This is a genomic window from Azonexus sp. (assembly GCF_047638095.1).
GTDB lineage: Bacteria > Pseudomonadota > Gammaproteobacteria > Burkholderiales > Rhodocyclaceae > Azonexus.
Window position 1 is genome coordinate 1 of record NZ_JBLJBW010000018.1, and the last position, 21,091, is coordinate 21,091.

24 protein-coding genes are annotated in these 21,091 nt (G+C 57.8%); 14 read left to right on the top strand and 10 right to left on the bottom strand.

Annotated features, from left to right (window positions below; genetic code table 11):
* Positions 1 to 244 precede the first annotated feature (244 nt).
* The 3 genes from ACM62Q_RS06430 (at position 245) to ACM62Q_RS06440 (ending at position 3,285) form a co-directional block, all read left to right on the top strand.
* Positions 245 to 1,936 (top strand): Na/Pi cotransporter family protein, encoded by a 1,692-nt coding sequence (locus ACM62Q_RS06430; RefSeq protein ID WP_415034731.1) that lies wholly within the window; start codon positions 245 to 247, stop codon positions 1,934 to 1,936.
* Positions 1,937 to 1,939: 3 nt separating this feature from the next.
* Positions 1,940 to 2,665 carry an MOSC domain-containing protein gene (locus ACM62Q_RS06435; RefSeq protein ID WP_415034733.1) on the top strand — a complete coding sequence of 242 codons (726 nt, stop codon included), beginning with the start codon at positions 1,940 to 1,942 and terminating at the stop codon, positions 2,663 to 2,665.
* Positions 2,666 to 2,778: 113 nt separating this feature from the next.
* A complete protein-coding gene (locus ACM62Q_RS06440) occupies positions 2,779 to 3,285 on the top strand; it encodes a GNAT family N-acetyltransferase (protein WP_415034735.1) in 507 nt (168 codons plus the stop codon).
* Between the two features lie 396 nt (positions 3,286 to 3,681).
* On the opposite strand, the gene aceA is transcribed toward ACM62Q_RS06440, so the two are convergent.
* A complete protein-coding gene (aceA, locus tag ACM62Q_RS06445) occupies positions 3,682 to 4,992 on the bottom strand; it encodes an isocitrate lyase (RefSeq protein ID WP_415034737.1) in 1,311 nt (436 codons plus the stop codon).
* Between the two features lie 302 nt (positions 4,993 to 5,294).
* Between aceA and ACM62Q_RS06450 the strand changes: the two genes are divergently transcribed.
* Entirely contained in the window at positions 5,295 to 7,091 is a 1,797-nt protein-coding gene (locus ACM62Q_RS06450; protein WP_415034739.1) for a methyl-accepting chemotaxis protein, read from the top strand.
* Positions 7,092 to 7,115: 24 nt separating this feature from the next.
* Here ACM62Q_RS06450 and rraA read toward each other — a convergent pair whose 3' ends face one another.
* Genes rraA through clpS form a run of 3 tightly spaced genes read right to left on the bottom strand, consistent with a single transcriptional unit; the run spans position 7,116 to position 10,223 of the window.
* The gene (gene rraA, locus ACM62Q_RS06455; RefSeq protein ID WP_415034741.1) at positions 7,116 to 7,616 is read right to left on the bottom strand and encodes a ribonuclease E activity regulator RraA; all 501 of its coding nucleotides are present in this window, start codon (positions 7,614 to 7,616) and stop codon (positions 7,116 to 7,118) included.
* 34 nt (positions 7,617 to 7,650) lie between these two features.
* Positions 7,651 to 9,915, bottom strand: a complete 2,265-nt coding sequence (gene clpA, locus ACM62Q_RS06460; RefSeq protein ID WP_415034743.1) for an ATP-dependent Clp protease ATP-binding subunit ClpA — start codon at positions 9,913 to 9,915, stop codon at positions 7,651 to 7,653.
* Entirely contained in the window at positions 9,915 to 10,223 is a 309-nt protein-coding gene (clpS, locus tag ACM62Q_RS06465; RefSeq protein ID WP_415034745.1) for an ATP-dependent Clp protease adapter ClpS, read from the bottom strand. Before clpS ends, clpA begins: the two co-directional genes overlap by 1 nt.
* 243 nt (positions 10,224 to 10,466) lie before the next feature.
* Between clpS and ACM62Q_RS06470 the strand changes: the two genes are divergently transcribed.
* Complete coding sequence (locus ACM62Q_RS06470; RefSeq protein WP_028994647.1) at positions 10,467 to 10,670, top strand: cold-shock protein; 204 nt, start codon at positions 10,467 to 10,469, stop codon at positions 10,668 to 10,670.
* 171 nt (positions 10,671 to 10,841) lie between these two features.
* Here the strand turns inward: ACM62Q_RS06470 and ACM62Q_RS06475 are convergent, their stop codons facing one another.
* The 3 genes from ACM62Q_RS06475 to purB all read right to left on the bottom strand — a co-directional run bounded on the left by ACM62Q_RS06475 (position 10,842) and on the right by purB (position 12,939).
* Entirely contained in the window at positions 10,842 to 10,991 is a 150-nt protein-coding gene (locus tag ACM62Q_RS06475) for a hypothetical protein (protein WP_415034747.1), read from the bottom strand.
* A gap of 204 nt (positions 10,992 to 11,195) precedes the next feature.
* Positions 11,196 to 11,513, bottom strand: coding sequence for a DUF2322 family protein (locus ACM62Q_RS06480; protein ID WP_415034749.1), 318 nt, complete (start codon positions 11,511 to 11,513; stop codon positions 11,196 to 11,198).
* Between the two features lie 58 nt (positions 11,514 to 11,571).
* Positions 11,572 to 12,939, bottom strand: coding sequence for an adenylosuccinate lyase (gene purB / locus ACM62Q_RS06485; RefSeq protein ID WP_415034751.1), 1,368 nt, complete (start codon positions 12,937 to 12,939; stop codon positions 11,572 to 11,574).
* 109 nt (positions 12,940 to 13,048) lie between these two features.
* On the opposite strand from purB, the gene ACM62Q_RS06490 reads away from it, so the two are divergent.
* Positions 13,049 to 13,657, top strand: a complete 609-nt coding sequence (locus ACM62Q_RS06490; RefSeq protein WP_415034753.1) for a glutathione S-transferase family protein — start codon at positions 13,049 to 13,051, stop codon at positions 13,655 to 13,657.
* Positions 13,658 to 13,723: 66 nt separating this feature from the next.
* Here ACM62Q_RS06490 and mnmA read toward each other — a convergent pair whose 3' ends face one another.
* From mnmA to ACM62Q_RS06505, 3 genes are read right to left on the bottom strand one after another with little or no spacing between them, the layout of a single operon-like run.
* On the bottom strand, positions 13,724 to 14,821 hold the full coding sequence (mnmA, locus tag ACM62Q_RS06495; RefSeq protein WP_415034755.1) for a tRNA 2-thiouridine(34) synthase MnmA: 1,098 nt from the start codon (positions 14,819 to 14,821) through the stop codon (positions 13,724 to 13,726).
* On the bottom strand, positions 14,814 to 15,395 hold the full coding sequence (locus ACM62Q_RS06500) for a hypothetical protein (RefSeq protein WP_415034757.1): 582 nt from the start codon (positions 15,393 to 15,395) through the stop codon (positions 14,814 to 14,816). Before ACM62Q_RS06500 ends, mnmA begins: the two co-directional genes overlap by 8 nt.
* Positions 15,395 to 15,841, bottom strand: a complete 447-nt coding sequence (locus ACM62Q_RS06505) for an NUDIX hydrolase (RefSeq protein WP_415034759.1) — start codon at positions 15,839 to 15,841, stop codon at positions 15,395 to 15,397. The genes ACM62Q_RS06500 and ACM62Q_RS06505 overlap by 1 nt, the downstream gene beginning before the upstream one ends.
* Before the next feature lie 98 nt (positions 15,842 to 15,939).
* Between ACM62Q_RS06505 and ACM62Q_RS06510 the strand changes: the two genes are divergently transcribed.
* The 8 genes from ACM62Q_RS06510 (at position 15,940) to ACM62Q_RS06545 (ending at position 21,009) form a co-directional block, all read left to right on the top strand.
* Positions 15,940 to 16,860 carry a branched-chain amino acid transaminase gene (locus tag ACM62Q_RS06510; RefSeq protein ID WP_415034761.1) on the top strand — a complete coding sequence of 307 codons (921 nt, stop codon included), beginning with the start codon at positions 15,940 to 15,942 and terminating at the stop codon, positions 16,858 to 16,860.
* Positions 16,861 to 16,875: 15 nt separating this feature from the next.
* Entirely contained in the window at positions 16,876 to 17,073 is a 198-nt protein-coding gene (locus ACM62Q_RS06515; RefSeq protein ID WP_415034763.1) for a zinc-finger domain-containing protein, read from the top strand.
* Between the two features lie 67 nt (positions 17,074 to 17,140).
* Positions 17,141 to 18,154 (top strand): lipopolysaccharide heptosyltransferase II, encoded by a 1,014-nt coding sequence (gene waaF, locus ACM62Q_RS06520; protein ID WP_415034765.1) that lies wholly within the window; start codon positions 17,141 to 17,143, stop codon positions 18,152 to 18,154.
* Positions 18,151 to 18,582 (top strand): YybH family protein, encoded by a 432-nt coding sequence (locus ACM62Q_RS06525; protein WP_415034767.1) that lies wholly within the window; start codon positions 18,151 to 18,153, stop codon positions 18,580 to 18,582. Before waaF ends, ACM62Q_RS06525 begins: the two co-directional genes overlap by 4 nt.
* A gap of 17 nt (positions 18,583 to 18,599) precedes the next feature.
* Positions 18,600 to 19,976, top strand: coding sequence for a phosphomannomutase/phosphoglucomutase (locus ACM62Q_RS06530; protein WP_415034769.1), 1,377 nt, complete (start codon positions 18,600 to 18,602; stop codon positions 19,974 to 19,976).
* Between the two features lie 12 nt (positions 19,977 to 19,988).
* Entirely contained in the window at positions 19,989 to 20,264 is a 276-nt protein-coding gene (locus tag ACM62Q_RS06535; protein WP_415034771.1) for a hypothetical protein, read from the top strand.
* Between the two features lie 207 nt (positions 20,265 to 20,471).
* Complete coding sequence (locus ACM62Q_RS06540; RefSeq protein ID WP_415034773.1) at positions 20,472 to 20,675, top strand: hypothetical protein; 204 nt, start codon at positions 20,472 to 20,474, stop codon at positions 20,673 to 20,675.
* Complete coding sequence (locus tag ACM62Q_RS06545; RefSeq protein WP_415034775.1) at positions 20,659 to 21,009, top strand: hypothetical protein; 351 nt, start codon at positions 20,659 to 20,661, stop codon at positions 21,007 to 21,009. Before ACM62Q_RS06540 ends, ACM62Q_RS06545 begins: the two co-directional genes overlap by 17 nt.
* Positions 21,010 to 21,091 lie beyond the last annotated feature (82 nt).

Sequence of the window (21,091 nt, forward strand, 5' to 3'; positions counted from 1 at the left end):
AAAACTGCTGAGCGCCTCCCTGATTACAGAGCTTCTTTGCTCGGCCTTTTTCCTCGGGGGTAAATGCGATTGCCCTGTTTCTTGCTCCTGAAACAAGAAAAACAGGTGAACGAGTGCTTGAAGCAGCGCACGCATTAGCGCCAAATTTTACAAAACGAATTTTCTGCCACCGGCTTGACGGCTTGACGGCTTGACGGCAAGGCGGGCGGCAGCGCAAGCTTCGGAAAAATTGATCTGGGCGCGTATGGCTGAAATCAATCTGGCGGCACTCCTGGGCGGCGTGGGCCTTTTCCTTCTTGGCATGACCATGATGAGCGGCGGCTTGAAGCTGTCGCTCGGACCCGCGCTGACTCGCCGTTTGCGCGACTGGACCCACGGACGCGTGCGCGGCCTGGTGTTTGGCAGTGTCGCCACCGCGCTGATGCAATCTTCCACGGCCACCACGGTAGCCACCATTGGTTTCGTCAATGCCGGCTTGTTGCCACTGGGACAGTCCCTATGGGTAATTTTCGGGGCAAATTTGGGCAGTACCGTCACCAGTTGGCTGATTGCCTTGATCGGCTTCAAATTCAAACTGGAGGCGGCCGCCTTACCAGTGATCGGTCTGGGGGTTTTGCTACATCTTTCGGGCACGCAGACACGGCGCGGCGCGGCGGGCAGCGCGCTGGCCGGGCTGGGGCTGCTGTTTCTCGGTATCGGTTTCTTGCAGCAAGGTTTTGCCAGCAGCACCGAACATCTCGATTTGCAGCGCCTCTCCGGTTACGGCCTGTGGTCGCTGATCGCCTTCGTACTCGCCGGCATGCTCCTGACCGTACTTTTGCAGGCGTCCGCTGCCACCCTTGCCATTGTGTTGACGCTGGCCGAAGCCGGGGTACTGCCCCTGAGCGAAGCAGCGGCAGCGGTGATCGGGGCGAATATCGGCACGGCGGTGGGGATTTTATTCGTGCTCGTTGGGGCCACCCCCAACGCCAAGCGTGCGGCGATTGCGCACGTCGCCTTCAATGCAGTGACTGGAATCGTCGCCACGCTGGCCCTGCCTTTGTTGTTGTTTTTCATCGAAACCTTACGCCAGGCACTGGGCATCGGCCCGCAGCCGGCGCTGAGTTTGGCGCTTTTTCATACCCTGTTCAAATTGCTCGGCGTCACCCTGATGTGGCCACTCGCCAAACCACTCACCCGTTTTCTCAAACGCCGCTTCAAAACGGAGGAAGAAAGCCTGGGCAAGCCGCGCTATATCGACCGCAGCGTGGCCAAAACGCCTTCGCTTGCGGTGGATGCCCTGCACCGCGAAATCGCCCGCCTGGGCGACATCATCCTCGAACAAAGCCGTCGACGCTGCCTGCCAGATGCGCAGAATTGGCCAAACAACAACCCCTTTCCCACGCTCGCTCGCGCCATTGTTGCCTTCGTCAATGACCTCAACCAACGCCCTATGCCGGAACACACCGCCAGCGAACTGGCGCAATTACTGCGCAGCCACCGTTACTACGATAACTGCCACGAACTCTATGGCGAACTGAACGGCCTGCACGGCCATATCGCCGCCTTGGCGCACCCAAGATTGGCAAGCGAAAGCGAAGCGCTCGCCGCGCTGGCTGCCGATCTGCTCTGGCAGCTCGACCCCGCGCGCAATGATTTCCAAGCGCCCGCCGCTGAGCTGTTACAAACTTTCGAAACCCCCTATCAAGCGCTCAAAGCCGGGCTCTTGCAAGCCGGTGCCGCCGGTGCGCTCGACATCGAGCACATGGATCAGCTGATGAATGCCTTGAGCGCCTTGCGCCGACTGCTCACCCAGGCCCACAAGGCCGCCGCCCTGCTCAGCACCCTCAGCCCGGTACCGGCGGACATTGGCGAGACGGGAGACAACGCTGACGGCAACGATAATGAAGGGCACGACAGCAGTAAACACAAAGCCCACCCCTCAGACGGAAACTGACCGATGCCTAGCGAACACGCCACAGCCCCCTCTCCAACACAGGCCCAAAAACAGCCCCAAAAACAGGCCCAAAAGTGCGCCCAGCTCGCCATTTTCATCGGCGGCATTCGCCCATTACCGCTTTCTGGCCGCCCCACCGGCATCTATAAATCGCCCTTGACCGCGCCCGTTTTGCTCGGCACGGAAGGCTTTGCTGGCGACCAGCAGGCGGATAGGCGAGTGCATGGCGGCCCGGAAAAAGCAGTGCATCTCTACCCCGCCCGCCACTATGCAAAGCTCGCAGCGCGTTTTCCAGACGCCGCAACAGCGCTGGTGCCGGGTTCGCTGGGCGAAAATTTATCGACTGCGGATTTAGACGAACACGACGTGCGTATCGGCGACATCTGGCAGCTCGGCGAAGCGCTGCTGCAAGTTTGTCAGGCGCGCAGCCCGTGCTGGAAAATCGACGAGCGTTTCGGGGTAGACGGCATGGCGCAATTCATCGAAGAAAAGCACCTCACCGGCTGGTACTGGCGCGTGCTGCAAAGCGGCCAGGTTGGACCGAGCGACGTTTTAACCCTGCACACCCCGGCCCTGCAAGCCCCCAGCCTGCACGCCGCGCTTGTCTTGTGGCAACAACACCGCCCGCCACTGGAAGCCTTCGCCGCCCTCGCCGAAACCCCGGGCATCGCCACCCGCTGGCAAGAAAAAATACGCCAGCGCTTGCACTATCTACGCAAGCTAACGTAGTGCGTCGTTATTCTTTGGACTGAGACGACGGTTGGTGCAGATATCTTTCTGAAAAATGTCATTGGCCTTGGCGGCCCAGACGAAGGACCTTAAATTCCCCTGAAAAAATGCTCATGCCACCGACTATTCGAGAGGAATTAGCAGCAGATGCCCCGGCCATTGAAGCCACCACGGTTGCGGCCTTTCTGGATGCGGCGCACACCAGTCATACCGAACAGCACATCGTCAATGCACTGCGGCACTCTGGTGCACTGACGATTTCCCTGGTTGCCGAACTTGACGGCGTACTGGTCGGCCACGTTGCCTTGTCGCCGGTGAGCATCAGCGACGGCAGCACACACTGGTTCGGACTGGGCCCAATCTCGGTCTTGCCCGCATACCAAGGCCACGGCGTCGGTTCCGCGCTGATGGCAGCGGCGCTGCTAGCCCTGCGCCAGCATACAGCCCAGGGGTGCGTGGTGCTGGGTGATCCCGGCTACTACGGCCGTTTTGGCTTTCGTGCCGCCCCTGATCTGGTTCTCCCGGGTGTGCCGCCCGAGTATTTCCAAGCGCTGCACCTTGGCACCGCGACTGCACGCGGCATTGTCAGCTACCACCCGGCGTTTGAGGTTACAAGCTAAGGTGCCACGTCAGGGCGGCTTCCCTGTTGAACACAAGATCAGGCACTTTTATTTGCGTTCAAGTGCCATCGACGGCTTCACCGGTAAGCGTCCAGCCAGCCACAATCCATCGCGCATATTGAGCCCCAGCAGGGTGATATTGGCAGCACCAGCGAGCAGTTCCAGCGCCTGCAAAACGTAGAAGGCCCCATCGAAACCGTTGATGAGGTCGGCCGCGAAAATATCCGCTGCCTGTTAATTGCTGAACGCGATCACGACGAGGCTTATGTAGCAGATTAAGCCTATTGCACCAGCGCATCCGTCCAAGCGCCTGGACGCATTCCAAGAAAAAACCGGCTCCATAGGAAAGCCGGTTTTTTCTTGCCTGCCACCCATCAGGTGGCAGGTGGGTGAGGATCAGTGGAACTGCTCTTCTTCGGTCGAACCAGTCAGTGCCTTGACGGAGGAGGAGCCGCCCTGGATGACGGTGGTGACTTCGTCGAAGTAGCCGGTGCCGACTTCCTGCTGGTGCGAAACGAAGGTGTAGCCTTGTTCGCGGGCGGCGAATTCCGGTTCCTGCACCATATCAACATAGTGCTTCATGCCTTCGCCGCGCGCGTAGGCGTGGGCGAACTTGAAGGTGTTGTACCAATTGACGTGGATGCCGGCCAGCGTGATGAACTGGTACTTGTAACCCAGCGCCGAGAGTTCTTCCTGGAAGGAGGCGATCTGCGAGTCGTTGAGGTTCTTCTTCCAGTTGAAAGAGGGCGAGCAGTTGTAGGACAGCAGCTTGCCCGGGCAGGCGGCCTGAACGGCCTGGGCGAATTCACGGGCGAAGCCGATGTCGGGCACGCCGGTTTCGCACCAGACGAGGTCAGCGTAGGGCGCATAGGCCACGCCGCGGGAGATCGACTGTTCCAGACCGTTCTTGACGCGGTAGAAACCTTCTTGAGTGCGCTCACCGGTGAGGAAGGGCTTGTCGTTCTCGTCGTAGTCGGAGGTGATCAGATTGGCAGCTTCGGCATCGGTACGGGCCAGAATCAGCGTCGGCACGCCCATGACGTCGGCGGCAAAACGGGCAGAGATCAGTTTTTCGACGGCTTCGCGGGTTGGCACCAGCACCTTGCCGCCCATGTGGCCGCACTTCTTGGCGGCAGCCAGCTGGTCTTCAAAGTGCACACCGGCAGCACCGGCGGCGATCATGTTTTTCATCAACTCGAAAGCGTTCAGCACGCCACCGAAACCGGCTTCGGCATCGGCAACGATGGGCAGGAAGTAGTCGATGAATTCCTTGTCGCCCGGGTTAATGCCACGCGACCACTGAATTTCGTCAGCGCGCTTGAAGGTATTGTTGATGCGGCGCACCATGGTCGGCACGGAATCGTAAGCGTACAGCGACTGGTCCGGGTACATGGTTTCGGAAGTGTTGCCGTCGGCAGCAACCTGCCAGCCCGACAAATACACGGCTTCCAGACCAGCCTTGGCCTGTTGCATGGCCTGACCGGCGGTAATGGCACCGAAAGCATTCACATAACCCTTCTTGGCACCGCCATTGACCTTGTCCCACAGAACCTTGGCACCGCGCTGGGCCAGGGTGTATTCCGGCTGCAGGGAACCGCGCAGACGAACCACGTCGGCGGCAGAATAGCCGCGCTTGACGAGCTTCCAACGGGGGTTTTCAGCCCAGTCTTTTTCCAGGGCGGCGATTTGCTGTTCGCGAGTGCTCATGTGTCTTCCTTAGTGATCAGGGTGGGGAAATCTCAAAAAAGTCATCGACTTCAGTGATCGACAACGTGGGCAAAGTATAGAGCGTTTTTTGCAGGGCAGCAATAGTCTTATATAAGACACAAGACAAAAAAATTTGCTTACAAATCAAGTCGATGGCTTTTTTATTTCACAATACGGAATACAAAACCCATTGGCGGAATGCAGTGCACCAAATAATCTTGCAGCAAATTTGTGGCACCTGCTTGACGACTACCCACAAACAAGTATCGTATTCGTTAATTTTTAAACATCTGGAGATTCCAATGAACTTTTTTTGGCGCCTCTACGATTGGAACGAACGCACTTTCTGGAATTCTCTGACCAAGAAATTGATGAGTTTTCTGGTGCTCTTCGTCATCGATCTGGGCTATCTACTCATCTACTTCCGCGAAAAACAGGCCATCATGGCGGAGTTGTCGCAGTCCAATGTCGCCCCGGCGGCCCTATCACGGGTGGCCGAAGGTCTGGATCATGCGTTGTGGCTCATGATTTTGCTGACCGTTGTCGCACTCTGCTGGAACGTGATGCAAATTGCTTATATCCGCTTTCTCATCCTGCGCCCGGTGCGCATGATTGCGCAAATTTTTGATGAAATCGGACGCGGCGAAGGGGATTTTTCACGCGACCTTCCCACCATTACCCATGACGAATTGCGCACGCTGGCCGAGGCCTACAACCGCTTTGCCGACAAAATGCGCGAAATCATCAGCGAGGTGCGCCGCGCCAGCGTCGACATCGCCCGCGAAGCCGTCGTGGTGCGCCGTACCGTCTCGATTACCGCCCAAAACGCTGACGCACAAAGCAGTCTCGCGCAATCGGTATTTTCTGCCAGCAGCGAGGCGATCAAAGCCATTCATGAAGTCTCCAACTCCACCGAGATGATTTCGCATGACACCGAGCACAACCTCTCGACCGCGCGCAACGCCTTGAGCGAAATGCAAAGTTTCGTCGGCAAAGTGCACCAGGTCAGCGACAAACTCACCTGCTTCAACGGCACGGTCAGCCAGTTGGCGGAGCGCTCTAACAGCATCCGGCAAATCGCCAGCCTGATCAAAGATATTGCCAACCAGACCAATCTGCTCGCGCTGAACGCCGCCATCGAAGCCGCCCGCGCCGGCGAAATGGGGCGGGGTTTTGCCGTGGTCGCCGACGAGGTGCGCAAACTCGCCGAACGCGTCGACGTCGCGACGCAAGAAATCACCGCCAACATCAACGGCATGGCAGAACTTGTGCAAGAAACGCAAAGCGAAAACGCCGCGATCAACACCGACATCACCCTTGCCCGCCAAGGGGTGGAGCAATCCGCGGCTGAATTCGAAAGTATGGTCGGCAATTTTGAACGCACCGGCGATCAGCTCAACCAAATTGCTTCCGCCATGGAAGAGCTCACCGCCACCAACGGCCAAGTGCATGATTCGGTGCATGAAGTGCAAACCTTGTCGAGCAAGGTCGCCAGCAACATGGCAGACTCCGGCTCCACTTCGCAAATGCTCAGCCAAGCGGCGGAAAGCGTGCAGGAATTGGTTTCACGATTCAAAATCGGGCGTGGCGCATTCGATTTTAACGTCGCCCAAGCGCGTAATTTCCGTGACCAGGTTCAGGAAAAACTGGCCGCGCTTGCAGCAGAAGGCGTCAATATCTGGGATCAAAATTACCAGAACATCGCCCGCACCAACCCGCAGAAATACGAAACGAGCTACTGTGCAGCCTTCGAGCGCCAGCTGCAACCCCTGCTGGAAAACACCTTGCAAAAACTGCAAGGCGGTATTTTTGCCCTGATTATCGACACCAAGGGCTATGGCGCGATTCACAATCTGAAATTTTCCAAGCCGCTCACCGGTGATTACCAGGTCGATCTACTCGGCAACCGCGCCCGACGGATCTGGGACGACCCCACAGGCCAGCGTGGCGCAAAAAATACGGCGCCGCTGCTGGTGCAAACCTACGCGCGCGATACCGGTGAGATTCTCTCCGAAATCAACCTGCCAATTTATATCGGCGGGCGGCACTGGGGCACGGTGCGCGCCGGTTGTGACAGCAAGGTATTGCTGGAAAGCTGATTTTTCCTCGAGCGCTCTGAGATTTCAGGTCGGCATCTGCAAGGGGTGACGGGCAACCAGCACCCCGTCTTCATCGGCGTAAAGCCACTCGCCGGGTGTAAAGCGCACGCCGCCAAAGCACACCGCCAAATCACGCTCGCCTACGCCTTTTTTGAGCGTTTTTTGCGGATGGGTATTGAGCGCACGCAGGCCGATATCGATGCCGTTGATATCGGCCGAATCGCGGATGCAACCGTAAACCACCACCCCTTCCCAGCCGTTTTTCTGCGCCAGAATCGCCAGTTGATCCCCCACCAACGCGCAACGCAATGAGCCGCCGCCGTCGATCACCAACACCTTGCCCTGCCCTGGTTCATTCAATAATTCGCGCACCAGGCTGTTGTCTTCAAAAACCTTGAGCGTGACGATTTGCCCGGAAAAAACCGGGCGAGCGCCATAGCGCTGGAACATGGGCGCGACGACGTGCACCGCCGTACCTAATTCAGATTCATAGTGATCACACAAATCGGGAGTTTTGAAATTCATGGTGGTTTTCAGTCCGTAAAAATTTATCCTTGGTTTAATCGGCAATGGCGATTTCCTGCGCCTCTTCGGCAAAATCCAGGCGCACCTTGTCTTCGGCGTCGACATCGACCGTTACCTTGCCGCCATTGGCCAAACGACCGAACAGCAATTCATCGGCGAGCGCCGCGCGGATGCTGTCCTGAATCAAGCGGCTCATCGGGCGCGCGCCCATCAGGGGGTCAAAACCTTTTTTCGCCAACATGTCTTTCAAGGCATCGGTGAAATGCGCCTCTACTTTTTTCTCATGTAACTGTTCTTCCAGCTGCATAAGGAATTTATCCACCACGCGCAAAATAATGGCGTGATCCAGGCTGCGAAAGGAAATGAGGCTGTCCAGGCGATTCCGAAACTCTGGCGTAAATAAACGCTTGATTTCCGCCATTTCGTCGCCGGTTTCCTTCTTGCTGGTAAAGCCCATGCTCGATTTTTGCAAGTCAGCGGCCCCCGCGTTCGTCGTCATGATGATGATCACGTTCCGAAAATCCGCCTTGCGGCCGTTATTGTCGGTGAGCGTGCCGTGATCCATCACTTGCAGGAGGATGTTGAAAATATCCGGGTGCGCTTTTTCGATTTCATCGAGCAGCAGCACGCAATGCGGTTTTTTGCTGATGGCTTCGGTCAGCAAGCCGCCCTGATCAAAGCCGACATAACCCGGCGGCGCGCCAATCAAGCGCGATACCGCATGGCGCTCCATGTATTCCGACATATCGAAACGCTGCAATTCGATTCCCAGGCAAAACGCCAACTGGCGCGCCACCTCAGTTTTGCCCACACCGGTCGGCCCGGAAAAAAGAAAACTGCCGATCGGTTTACCCGGGTTCCCCAGGCCGGAGCGCGCCATTTTGATCGCTTTTGCCAAGGCTTCGATAGCGGCATCCTGACCAAAAACGACATTTTTCAAGTCGCGATCAAGATTTTTCAGTGCGCTGCGGTCATCGGCAGAAACATGCTGCGGCGGAATGCGGGCAATTTTGGCAACGATTTCTTCAATATCGCTTTTGCCAATGGTTTTTTTCTGTTTCGATTTCGGCAAAATGCGCTGCGCGGCCCCTGCCTCGTCGATCACATCGATGGCTTTGTCCGGCAAGTGGCGGTCGGTGATATAGCGCGCCGACAATTCCACCGCCGAGGTCAGCGCTGTCGTCGAATACTTGATACCGTGGTGAGCTTCGAAATGGGTTTTCAAACCTTTGAGGATATCGACGGTTTCAGCCACCGAGGGTTCGGGAATGTCGATTTTCTGAAACCGCCGTGCCAAGGCGCTGTCTTTCTCGAAAATCCCGCGAAACTCGGTGTACGTCGTCGCCCCGATACATTTCATCTGCCCGGAAGACAGCGCCGGTTTGAGCAGGTTGGAGGCATCGAGCGTGCCGCCGGAAGCCGCCCCCGCACCGATCAGGGTATGTATTTCATCGATGAATAAAATCGCCTGCGGGTTATTTTGCAAAGCTTTCAGCACTGTCTTCAAACGTTGCTCGAAATCGCCGCGATATTTCGTCCCGGCCAGCAAAGCCCCCATATCCAGCGCATACACCTGGGCCTGCGCCAGAATTTCTGGCACATCGCCCTCCACCACGCGCCGCGCCAGACCTTCGGCAATCGCTGTTTTACCCACCCCAGCCTCGCCCACCAGCAAGGGATTATTTTTGCGCCGCCGGCACAACACCTGGATCATTCGCTCCAATTCGTCGTGGCGCCCGATCAAAGGATCGATCCGCCCGGCCTGCGCCTGAGCGTTCAGGTTGTGGGTAAATTGCTCCAACGGACCCACTTCCGTTTTATCACCGGGAGCTTCCGCACTTTCTTCCGGCACGGCCTTGGGCGCTTGCACCTTGCTGATGCCGTGAGCGATGTAATTCACCACATCCAAACGACTAATGCCTTGTTTTTGCAAGTGGTAAACCGCGTGCGAATCCTTTTCGCCATAAATCGCCGCCAATACGCTCGCCCCGTTGATTTCTTTTTTACCGGAGGATTGGGCATGCAAAATGGCCCGCTGCACGACACGCTGAAAACCCATGGTAGGCTGCGTGTCGTAATCCCCTTCTCCGTTGATGGTCGGCGTGTGTTCTGCGATGAATTTTGCCAGTTCGCGGCGCAACACCTCCGGTTGCGCGCCACAGGCACGCAATGCATCGGCAGCAGAGGGGTTATCCACCAGCGCCAAGAGTAAGTGCTCGACGGTAACGAATTCGTGGCGCTTCTGGCGCGCCTCGACAAAGGCCAGATGCAGACTGACTTCGAGTTCCTGTGCAATCATCAATTTTCCTCCATGAGGCAGGCCAGCGGATGCTGGTGCTGGCGCGCAAAGGCGCTGACTTGTTCGACCTTGGTGGCGGCGACATCGCGGGAAAAAACACCGCAAACGGCGCGCCCTTCACGGTGTACTTTGAGCATGATGCGCGTCGCCTGTTCAGTATCGAATGAAAAAAAACGTTGCAGCACGGCAATGACGAAATCCATGGGGGTGTAATCGTCATTGAGTAAAAGCACGCGGTACATTTTGGGCGGTTGCAGTTTGCTGCGCAGGGCTTCAATCTGCCCGCCTTCGAGAATTTTGCTGGCCATGCACGGATTCTAACCATTCCCGCCAGGCAAAGTGTATGGAGTCTGCGTGCGAGCTTGTTTTTTAGTGCAAAAATGCTGCGCTGCGCCATTCAATTTTGTTGACGGAAAATCCAAGTCGCGTAAAACTCCCCCCGTTCGATTCACATTGCATCGCAGGTGCATCACGTACCAGGACGCTAGGATCAAACAGGGAGACGGGGCAACCCGGCAATTCGTTCGTTTTTTGTAGGAAATCAGCACATCATGGCAATCGGTACGGTCAAATGGTTCAATGACTCCAAGGGTTTCGGCTTCATCACGCCGGACGACGGCAGCGAAGACCTTTTCGCGCACTTCTCGGCCATCAACATGAATGGCTTCAAAACCCTGAAAGAAGGCGAAAAAGTATCTTTCGAAGTGGTTCAAGGACCGAAGGGCAAACAGGCGTCGAATATCCAACGCGCCTGATCAGGCAAGACCCGCTCACCCCCCGGTGAGCCAACGCGCCTCGTAGTTTTGCTACGGGGCTTTTTTTCGCCCCTCTTTTTCTGAACAAGCTTTCTGCCAGGCGAAAAATGGGCATTAAAAAAACCCGGGGAAACCCGGGTTTTTGTCGTGAAACAGCTTCGTTCGCCCGGCTTACAAATAACCCGCACCGAACAAACCATAAACAACGAAGCCCCCCAAAAAAACGCTGAATACAGCCGCGAGATAACGCGTCTGCGTCAGTTGCCGGTTGATGGAAGCGCGTAAAAGAGCAATCTCTTCGTTACCTTGTTGTTCGGTCATGGTTTTCTCCCTGAAGCTAGGCATCGACACTTCTGTGTTTGATTTTGTCTTACATCAAAAACACAGGGACGCTTCGGACTATAGAAAATCCACCAGCATTTTTCAAGGATGCCGAACGACTTTCAATAGATCATTTCAGCATATGCAGAAAGGAATTTTCTGACAGCCTTTCCAGACCCTGAGCCAGCCTGGCTTGCGCGCAACTCACAGGGCAAAAACATGCTTACCACGCAGGGCCGGTGCGCCGTCAACAATGCTTAAGAGGCGGGCGATATTGGGATGTTTGCCGGGGTGCGCCCGCTCATCTTCGACCTGCTCGGCAAAAAGCTCCAGACCTTTTTGGGCGGCCTCACCGTTGATCAAGCCGTAGGTTTGCAAGAGGTGGTTGTAAATCGTCAGCGAGCCTTGGCTGCCGGCTTTATTTTCGATGCAGGCGACCTGCTCCCCTGCCGCGTTCAACAAATTGAGGGCCGCCACATGGGAGATTTTGGGTAATTTTTTAAGATTTTCAGCAAAACTCATCGCCCTGCTCCAATGAAAAAGCCGACCGCAGTGGTCGGCCAAAAAAGAAAGAAAACGCTCAGATCCGCTTGGCGAGCTCGGCTGCTTTACCGGTGTAATCCCAGGGGGTCAGCTTTAACAGCTCTTGCTTGGCGGATTCCGGAATGGCCAGGGTCGCCACGAAAGCCTGCATCCCCTCGCGCGAAACGCGGGTGCCGCGGGTCAGTTCCTTGAGTTTTTCGTAAGCGTTCGGCACGGCATAACGGCGCATGACGGTTTGAATCGGTTCGGCCAAAAGTTCCCAGTTGGCGTCCAGATCGGCTTTCATGAGCGGTGCATTGATTTCGAGTTTACCCAGGCCTTTGAGCAAGGAGTCGTAGCCCAACAGGGTGTAACCGAGGCCAACTCCCATGTTGCGCAGCACCGTGGAATCGGTCAGATCGCGCTGCCAGCGGGAAATAGGCAGTTTTTCGGCGAGATGCTTGAGCACGGCGTTGGCCAAACCGAGATTGCCTTCGGAGTTTTCAAAATCGATGGGATTGACTTTGTGCGGCATGGTCGAGGAACCGATTTCGCCGGCCTTGACCTTTTGCTTGAAGAAGCCGAGGGAAATATAGCCCCAGACGTCACGATCCAGATCGACCAAAATGCTGTTGCCGCGGGCAAAAGCATCGAACAGTTCAGCCAGGGCATCGTGTGGCTCGATCTGGATGGTGTAGGGGTTGAAAACCAATCCCAGCGATTCGACGAAGCGCTGGGCGAAGCCCTCCCAGTCGTAACCAGGATAAGCCGCCAGGTGCGCGTTGTAGTTACCAACCGCACCGTTGATCTTACCCAAGAGCTCGACACCGGCGATGCGGGCGCGGGCGCGCTGCAAGCGGTAAGCGACATTGGCCATTTCCTTGCCCATGGTCGAGGGGGTGGCGGGCTGGCCGTGCGTGCGGCTCATCATCGGGATGTCGGCGTAGGCGTGGGCGAGTTCGACAAGTTTTTCGATGACCTTATCGAGCATCGGCAACAGGGCTTTTTCGCGTGCGCCTTGGCACATCAGGGCGTGCGAGAGGTTGTTGATGTCTTCCGAGGTGCAAGCAAAGTGAATGAATTCACTGACTTTTTGCACTTCGGCATTGCCTTGGGTATTTTTCTTGATCCAATACTCCAGCGCCTTCACGTCGTGATTGGTCACCGCCTCTTCGGCCTTGACCTCAGCCGCCTGCGCCGGGCCAAAATTTGCCACCAAGGTGTCGAGTTCGGCGATCGTCGCCGGCGAAAAGGCGGGAATTTCAGCAAAATGCGCATCCGCAGCCAGCGCTTTTAACCACTCAATTTCCACCTTCAGGCGCGCACGAATCAGGCCAAATTCAGAGAAGTGTTCGCGCAGGGTATCGACTTTGCCGGCGTAACGGCCGTCGAGCGGGGAAATTGCAGTCAGGGGATTGAAATCCATCACGAGTCCTTGTTGTATAGCCGCACCGAAAAAGAGCCCGTCATTTTACCCGCCGGGCCGGGGGCTAGGCCATAGGTTATAATCGGCCTCCCGCATTCACGAGTCTGCAATGAAGCTGATCGGCACCCATACCAGTCCCTATGTGCGCAAAGTGCGCATCGTGCTGGCGGAAAAGAAAATGGAGTACGACTTCGTCGTTGAATCCCCCCGCGAACCCGGCAGCACCCTGCTCGACATCAATCCGCTCGGACGCGTGCCGACCCTGGTGCTCGATGACGACACCCCGCTTTTTGATTCGCGGGTAATCGTCGAATACATCGACAACATCACGCCCAACAACAAGCTTTTTCCCGGCACCAACCGCGAGCGCACCGAAGTCAAGCGCTGGGAAGCACTGGCCGATGGCCTGTGCGAAACGGCGATCAACATCGTGCTGGAAAACCGGCGTCCGAAAAAAGAGCAGAGCCCGGACTGGATCAGCCGTCAGCAAGATATCCTCACCCGCACCCTGGCCTTCATGGAAAGCCAATTGGGTGACAAGAGTTTTTGCCTGGGCACGCATTTTTCCTTGGCCGACATCGTCGTCGGCGTCGCCCTGGGTTATCTCGATCTGCGTTTTGAAGCGCTGCACTGGGCAGAAAACTATCCCAATCTGGCCCGTCTAAACGAAAAACTCCTGCAACGCCCGGCCTTTAGCGAAACCGTTCTGCACGATTGAATTTCGCATCGGTTTGCCGCTGCGCCGGCCAGACAAGCGGCGCAGCCTGCTGCGCCCCCACCTGCCTCAAACAATCACCCCACCGCCCAAGCACACCCGGCTTTCGTACACCACAAGGGATTGCCCCGGGGTGAGCGCCCATTGGGGTTCGGCGAATTCGATCCTGCCGCGCTCGGCGGATAGCTGCGCGATATGACAGGGCTGATCGGCCGTGCGATATCGCGGCTTGGCGGTATAAACCCAGTTGGTGCGCGGCGCTTGCGGAGAAATCCAGCTCAGTTGTTCCACTTCGACGTTATTTTTCAGAAGCGCCGGGTGATCGTGCCCTTGCACGACATAGAGCACGTTGTTCGCCATGTCTTTAGCGGCGACAAACCAGGCCTCGTGCTCACCGCCGCCGGCCTGGCCCTTTTCCTTCAAACCGCCGATGTGCAAACCCTTGCGCTGCCCGAGGGTGTGGTACATCAGGCCATCGTGCCGACCCAGGATTTTTTCGTCATCGAGGCGGCGAATTTCGCCTTGTTGCGGCGGCAGGTAGCGCGATAAAAATTCCTTGAACGGGCGCTCGCCAATAAAGCAAATACCGGTCGAATCTTTTTTGGCCGCCACATGCAGCCCGGCCGCCTCGGCTATTTTGCGCACCTCGCGCTTATAAATATTGGCGAGTGGAAACAGGGTTTTCGCCAACTGCGCCTGGTTCAGGCGGTAGAGAAAATAGCTCTGATCCTTGCTGCCGTCTTCGGCCATGAGCAGCTGAAATTCGCCGGCAAATTCGCGCACGCCGGCGTAGTGGCCGGTAGCGATTTTATCTGCGCCCAATCGCATGGCGTGCTCGAGAAAAGCCTTGAATTTGATTTCCGAATTACACAGCACATCCGGGTTTGGCGTGCGCCCAGCCTGGTATTCGCGCAAAAATTCGGCAAAGACGCGCTCGCGGTATTCGTGGGCAAAATTGACGACTTCGACATCGATGCCCAGGGTATCTGCCACGCTCATCACGTCGATCAAATCCTGGCGCGAGGAGCAATAGTCCTCGGTGTCATCGTCTTCCCAGTTTTTCATGAACAGACCGATCACATTCCAGCCCTGTTCTTTCAGCAAATACGCCGCCACCGAGGAATCCACCCCACCGGACAAACCCACCACCACCGTTTTCTTAGACATCAGGCCCAGCCCCTTTCTTCCAGTCTTCAAGCGGCAAAATCACTGCCGCTTCACCATTATTCACAAACCAGGTATCGACGACGAAACGCGCGGCTTTGTCGGCGTTTTGTTCTTTGTCATCGGCAATTTCTTCGATCACCGCCGACCAATGACTCGGAAAAAACAGCAAAAAGTAGCGCACATCCGGGGCCAGCACCCGATGCCAGCGCAACATACCGGCGTTCTCCAGCACATGCAGCAAACGCGTGCTCGAAATGGAATGATCGATGCAATCCATTTTCCCCGGCACATGGCCGTCGGCATAGTTACCGGCGCGGTCATTTTTAATCTCGGACTGCTCACCTGCCCAGCGATAGAGTAAACCCATGGCCTGCGCCAGCTGTACCCGCTCCGTGGGCGCATCGTTTGCCGCGCCCAGCAGGCGGCGGATTTCATCCAGACGCTCCTGCGAATACCCAATCTCTGCCTGCCCAACGCAAGAGTAACCGTGGCAGATGCTAATACGCGTCTCGGCCTGCGCACTCGTCGCAAAGAGCGCGGCAACCAGCACAAAACAATAAAAGGCGCGCAACATCAAGCGAAATACGCCAACACATCGAGCGGGTAACGCCGCCCGGCCAGATAATCGTCGCAACAGCGCTGCACCAGCGGGCTGCGGTGGTGCGCCGCCTGGGCAGCGATTTCTCCCAGGCTCAACCAGTGCGCAGCGATGATGCCGCTATCGAGCGCGCGCGGCAGGGCATCGCCCAATAGCTCGCCAGTAAAGGCAAAACGCAAGTAACTTAAATCCTTGTGCGGATGCCGCCACTGATAGACCCCCACCAGCGCCGTCGGACGAAAGGGGTAAGCGGTTTCTTCCAAAGTTTCTCGCACCACGGCCTCGAGCAGGGACTCCCCCGCTTCCAGGTGGCCGGCCGGTTGATTGAAAGCGCGGCCGTCATCGGTGTCTTCTTCAACCAGCAAAAACCTTCCGTCGCGCGCAATGACCGCGGCGACCGTAACATGGGGCTTCCAAACCATCCTGCGCGATCAGCCTTCTCCATACGAAGACGTTATTGTAGCCGCTGATTTCGGCTAAAATCCCCCGTTTCAACGAGAGTTTCACGGAGAGTTCCACCATGTCCATGTCGGATCGCGACGGTTTCATTTGGCAAGATGGCAAACTCGTGCCCTGGCGCGAGGCGACCACCCACGTTCTCACCCACTCGCTGCATTACGGCATGGGCGTTTTTGAGGGGGTACGCGCTTACAAAACCGAGGCCGGCACCGCCATTTTCCGCCTCAAGGAACACACTGAACGCCTTTTTCGCTCCGCCCACATCTTCCAGATGCAGATGCCGCACAGCATCGAGGAAATCAACGAAGCACAAAAGGAAGTGATCCGCGCCAACAAGCTCGAAGCCGGCTATCTGCGCCCGCTCGCCTTCTACGGTTCGGAAAAACTGGGGGTTTCGCCCAAGGGTGCCAAGGTGCACATCATCATCGCTGCCTGGCCCTGGGGCGCTTACCTCGGCGAAGACGGCATGCAGCGCGGCATTCGCATCAAGACCTCGTCCTACACCCGCCACCACGTCAATATCACCATGGTGCGCGCCAAGGCTTCCGGCAATTACATGAACTCCATCCTCGCCAACAACGAAGCGCTGGGCGATGGCTACGACGAAGCCCTCTTGCTCGACCCGGAAGGCTATGTCTGCGAAGGGGCCGGCGAGAACATCTTCATCGTCAAGAACGGCAAGCTCTACACGCCGGATCTCACGGCCTGCCTGGAAGGCATTACCCGCGCCACGGTCATGCAGCTGGCACGCGAAATGGGCGTCGAGGTGATCGAAAAACGCATTACCCGCGACGAAGTCTATTGCGCCGACGAAGCTTTCTTTACCGGCACCGCCGCTGAAGTGACGCCGATTCGCGAACTCGACAACCGCCAGATCGGCCCCGGCCACCGTGGTCCGGTCACCAAAGCCCTGCAGGAAAAATATTTCGACGTGGTCTATGGCCGCTCGGCAGCGCACGCCGACTGGCTGGCCTACGTTTAATTTCCGGAGTCCCTCATGTCCGACACCTCCATGACCTCACGCATCAACGTGACCAGCGCCGACCTGCCCGTGCACTGCCCGCCGCCCAACGCACCGCTGTGGAATCAACATCCGCGCGTTTTCCTCGACGTTTTGCACACGGGCGAAGCCGTTTGCCCCTATTGCAGCACAAGCTATGTGTTCACCGGCGAAAAACCGAAAGGTCAGCACTGAAAACCGCTACGCGTAACAGCACGGCGGGGGTTTCAGCCCGCCGTTTTTGCATCCCGAAAGCCTTTGCATGCGCCGCGCCCTGATCGTCGCCCCCAGCTGGATCGGCGACAGCATCATGGCCGAACCGCTGTTTGCCCGCCTGCAAGAACGCCACCCCGGTGTGCAGTTAGACGCCCTCGCCCCGCCCTGGGTGGCACCGGTGCTGCATCGCATGGCGAGCATCCGCAAGGTCATCGACAACCCTTTCGGACACGGCACTCTGCGCTTGAAAGCGCGCTGGCAGCTCGGACGACAACTGGCCAAACAGGCTTACGACAGCGCCGTCGTCCTGCCGAATTCATTGAAATCAGCGCTCATTCCGGCTTTTGCTGGCATTCCCCAGCGCATCGGTTTTACCGGCGAAACGCGCTACGGCTTGATCAACCTGCGTCACAAGCTGGATAAAGCCGCCCTGCCCTTGATGCTGGAACGTTTCATGCAACTTGCTGAAACGCCCGGCGCGTCGCTTACACGCCCCCTGCCCTATCCCGTGCTGCGCTCAACGCCGGAAGATCAGGCCGCCACCTTCGCCGCGCTGCGCATGGTCCGCCCGGAGAAAGTCGCCGCGTTCTGCCCCGGTGCCGAATACGGCCCGGCCAAACGCTGGCCAGCCGCGCATTTTGCCGAACTCGCCCGGCAACTCGCCGCGCGCGGCTATGTTTGCTGGTTGTTTGGCTCACCAAAAGATCAGCCTATCGCCGCCGAAATCGATGCCCTCGCGCCCGGCTGCTGCCGCAATTTGTGCGGAGCGACCACGCTGGAACAGGCGATCGACCTGATTGCTGCCGCTGATTTTGCCGTGTGCAACGATTCCGGCCTGATGCACGTTGCCGCCGCCGTCGGCCGTCCCTTGGTGGCGCTCTACGGTTCCTCTTCTCCCGGCTTCACGCCACCCTTGTCGGATCAAGCCAAAATCCTCAGTCTCAACCTGGCCTGCAGCCCGTGTTTCCAACGCGTCTGCCCGCTCGGCCACCTCGACTGCCTCAACAAACTACTGCCCGCCCAGGTTCTGGCGGCGTGCAGCGACTGGATGCCCGCATGAGTCAAATTCCCGCATTCACCACCCCGGAAGCCGTAGAAAGCGCGTTTTACGAAGCCATTGCCGCGCACGATGCCGATACGCTGATGCGTTACTGGTCAGACGACGAAGAATTGCTCTGCGTACACCCCACCGGCGTGCGCCTGACCGGGCAGGCTTCGATCTACGAAAGCTGGCGCTCGATTTTTGCCAGCGCCACCTTGCGCCTGGAATACGAAACCCTGGCCTGCTGGCAAGGTAGCGTCATGGCGGTGCACCACCTCACCGAAATCATCTACCTTGCCGACGACCCCAACCCGCACGGGCCGCTCTACGTCACGCATTACTACATGCGCGGGGCGCACGGCTGGCGTCTGGTCTGCCGCCACGCCTCGCCTGCCGACGACGGCCACCAGGCCATGGCTGATGCCCTACCCCACACCCTGCACTGATTTTACGGAGCCTCACCATGTCCAACCTGCCTGCTGAAATTTTCAAAGCCTACGACATCCGCGGCATCGTCGATCAGAGCCTGACTCCGGGCGTGGTACGCCAAATCGGCCAGGCGCTCGGCTCACTCGCCCGCGAACAAGGGCAAACGGCAATCGCGGTGGGCCGCGACGGCCGCCTCTCCGGACCAGCCTTGGCCAATGCCTTGATCGATGGCATTTGCGCTGCCGGCTGCGATGCAATCGACATCGGTTGTGTTCCCACTCCGCTCACCTATTTCGCTGCTTACGAACTGGGTTGCGACTCCTGCGTTTCCGTTACCGGCAGCCACAATCCGCCCGATTACAACGGCCTGAAAATGGTCATCGGCGGCACCACGCTCGCGCTGGAGGCCATTCAGGCGCTGAAAAAACGCATCGAAAACGCTGCTTTCACCCACGGCCAAGGCCAGCGGCGCAGTGCCGAGATCAAAGCGGCCTACATCGATAAAATCGCCGCCGACCTTCGTCTCGCACGCCCCATGAAAATCGTCATGGATTGCGGCAACGGTGTTGCCGGTGCGGTCGCGCCAGAACTGTTCAAACGCTTGGGTTGCGAGATCGTGCCACTGTATTGCGAGGTTGACGGCAATTTCCCCAACCACCATCCCGACCCCTCCAAGCCAGAAAACCTGGCCGACGTGATCCAGGCGCTCAAGGACACCGACGCCGAAATCGGCATCGCCTTCGACGGCGACGGCGACCGCCTCGGTGTGGTCACCAAGGACGGCGAAATCATCTATCCGGACCGCCAGCTCATGCTCTTTGCGGCCGACGTGCTCACGCGCGTACCCGGCGGCACCATCATCTACGACGTCAAATGCACACGCCTGTTGGCGCCGTGGATACGCCAGCACGGCGGCGAACCCCTGATGTGGAACACCGGCCACGCACTGGTGAAAGCCAAACTCAAAGCAACCGGCGCGCCGCTGGCCGGCGAAATGAGCGGCCACACCTTCTTCAAGGAACGCTGGTACGGCTTTGACGACGGCCTCTACACCGGCGCTCGCCTCCTGGAAATCCTCAGTCGCTCGGCAGACGCCAACGCGCCACTGAAAGCCCTGCCCAACGCTCCCGCCACGCCGGAACTCAACATCAAAATGGCCGAAGGCGAACCTTTCGTCCTGATCGATCGCCTGCAAAAAGAAGGCCGTTTTACCGCTGCCCAAGACATCATCACCATTGACGGCGTGCGTGTGGAATATGTCGATGGTTTTGGCCTGGCGCGCCCTTCCAACACCACCCCGGTCGTCGTCCTGCGCTTTGAAGCCGACACTGCCGCCGCGCTCGAACGCATCCAGAGCGATTTTCGCCAGGCGCTGCACGCCGTCTGGCCCGGCCTTGACCTGCCGTTCTAAGCCGCCACACCAATGCCAGCACTCCCCCAGCCCCCGGCCAGCCCGCTCGCCCGCATCGCCGCCTTTTTGCTCAGCGCCGGTCTCATTGCCGCGGGGCTGATGTTTTCCCTCGTATTTTTCATCATTGCCGCTGTCGCTGGCCTGCTCATCGGCGGCTGGTTCTGGTGGAAAACCCGCCGCCTACGCCGCGACCTGCGCGCCTTCAGTGAAAACCTGAACGCCGCCACAAGCCAAGAAACCCCCAGCTCCGGCAAAATCATCGAAGGCGAATTCCAGCGCGACAACTAAGACACAGCGCGGAGACGCGGCGCGCGGGCCAAGCAAAATAAATCACAAACAAGAACAATTCTTGTTTACAAAGCAGCAGACCACCTTTATGATGAGAACCATTCTCAACAAAGGAGGCATCATGCACAGCTTGCTACTCAACACCAGTGTTGCCGCTCTCATGCTCTGGCTGGCCTTGGCCGGCATTGGCGCCTAAAGGAGCGCGCGATGCCTCACCCCAATCTTTGGGCCGCAGTGCTCGGCCAGTTGCTGATCCACGAAGAAACCGGCTGCCGCCACTCCGCCTTGCACGCCGCCCGCCTGCTCGATCATTTGTGCGAGCAGGAAATCGACCCGCAAATCCGCCAGCTATGCGAGCGGGCCAGCCAGCGTCTGGATCACTCAGGAAAACCACATGCTTGCGCCGCTTGAAAACCGCGCCATTCTCGAGCGCGAACCCTGCGCCATGGAGGAGGCGGCAGACGCCGACAGGCAGCTGCACGATGAAAACCAGCAACTGCGCGCGGCTTTGCAGCGTGCGCGCCAGCGGCAAAAACGGCTGTTATCGCTTGGCGGGCGGCGCAGCCTCCTTTTGCAACAGGAAATGTACCGCCTCGAACAACGCTGCCGCCACTACCAGCAGCGCGTACACGAACTGGAGTCAGGGCTGGCCATCGTCGAACTGGCGCAACAAGTGATCGCGCTCAAAGAATTCATCCGCGAACTCGGCCACAGTTGCCGCCACGCACTGGCTGAAAGCCCTTAAAAAAAGCAATCAAACGATAGAAAACGACAGTTAGTTATTGACAATGGTTCTTATTTAGACAACAATACACCACCTCGCTGAA